Source organism: Ilyomonas limi, from assembly GCF_005233845.1.
GTDB lineage: Bacteria > Bacteroidota > Bacteroidia > Chitinophagales > Chitinophagaceae > Ilyomonas > Ilyomonas limi.
Map to the genome: position 1 here is coordinate 1 of NZ_SZQL01000063.1, position 1,449 is coordinate 1,449.

The following is a 1,449-nucleotide window of genomic DNA, read 5'->3' on the forward strand; positions in this document are numbered from 1 at the left end:
TGTATCCACCCCTTATAAACTGGACAAAGTTTGAAAAACAGTTTGACTTTTTTGCTGGTGTTGGTATCCAAAGATAGCCGGCTTTTGGTTATTAAATATTTTATCCACTAAACGGCTCTCTTCAATGTTTATCGATTTTCGTTCGCCGTTTGTGGATAAAGCATTGGTGCTAATAATCGGCATTGGTTCTCTTTTCATCTGAATCAGCCATTTATTCCATTGTTGTTTGGGAGTAATGTTTCCAAGGCTTCCATGTAATCGTCGGTTGTTGTAAAATATTTCCCAGCGATTAAATGTTTCAATAGCTGTTTGTATATTTTCAAATTGGCGAGGTTGCAATACTTCTCTTTCAACAATACTGTGATAGGCTTCTATAAAACTGTTTTCCTCTGGTGTTGCTACGTGAATAAACTCTTGTGCTATTTGTTTTTCCTGCAAAAACTCACGTAATGCATGAGCGATAAACTGGCTTCCATTATCATTTCTTAAAGTAATGCCATTTACAGGATACTGTTGCAGGATTTGATACAACAACCAGATGACATTTTCTTTTCGGATACGCCACCATAACACCTGACCAACAATACTTCGGCTATAAACGTCCAGTACAGTAAGCAGCAATGCATTTTTTCTTTGCCCATGAATATGGATGTATTTGATATCCATACACAACTGTTGCATAGGATGGTCTGCCTGCTGTACACGCCACTTCACAAATTGCCGTTTACCCATATTGGTTTTAATAATGGTACCGCATAACAGTTTTTGTTCTTTCATTAACCGGTATGTTTTTTTGGGATTGATGATAAAACCATTGCCGCGTAAATCAGCTGTTAGTTTATCATATCCAAAACATACAAACTCTTCTGCCAAAATAAAACGAATTGCAATTACGACACTGTTATTGCTAATGATGCTGCCATCTTGTAACAAGGTATGTGTTGATGCTTTTCTGCCACGCTTACCAACCTTACAGCGGTAGTAATAGCTACTGTTTGCCAACATGCTCCAGCTTATCAGAGAACCAATACTTGCTTTACCAATGAATGAAGCTATGCAAACACGTTTATCTGCAATAGTTAATGACTTTTTTTTAAAAGCTCGTCTTTAAATTCTATTTCCAGTGCCTGCTTGGCTATAATCCTTTTTAAACGTTCATTCTCCTGTTCTAATAGTCGAACACCAGGATCAACCGTTTTATACCGGGGCTTTAATCCTTGCATACCTTCTCCATTATAGGCTCGTCGCCATTTATGAAAAAGTGATTGTGATAAGTTGTACTTGCGTAGCGTTTCATGTAACCCGTTAGATTCTACTTCCTGGATGATCTGCAACTTCTGTGCTTCACTCCATTTACGTTTGATGATACTCATATTTTTAAATTTAGTGACTTTTGAATAAGTCAAACTATTTCTAAAACTATCTCCAGCCTTTTAGGGGGCTAATACA

General features: G+C 37.2%; 2 protein-coding genes. Both read right to left on the reverse strand.

Going from position 1 to position 1,449, the window contains the following annotated elements; genetic code table 11:
• Positions 1-12 precede the first annotated feature (12 nt).
• Complete coding sequence (locus FC093_RS23565; protein ID WP_137264280.1) at positions 13-1,077, reverse strand: IS3 family transposase; 1,065 nt, start codon at positions 1,075-1,077, stop codon at positions 13-15.
• 2 nt (positions 1,078-1,079) lie between these two features.
• On the reverse strand, positions 1,080-1,373 hold the full coding sequence (locus FC093_RS23570; RefSeq protein WP_137264281.1) for a transposase: 294 nt from the start codon (positions 1,371-1,373) through the stop codon (positions 1,080-1,082).
• Positions 1,374-1,449 lie beyond the last annotated feature (76 nt).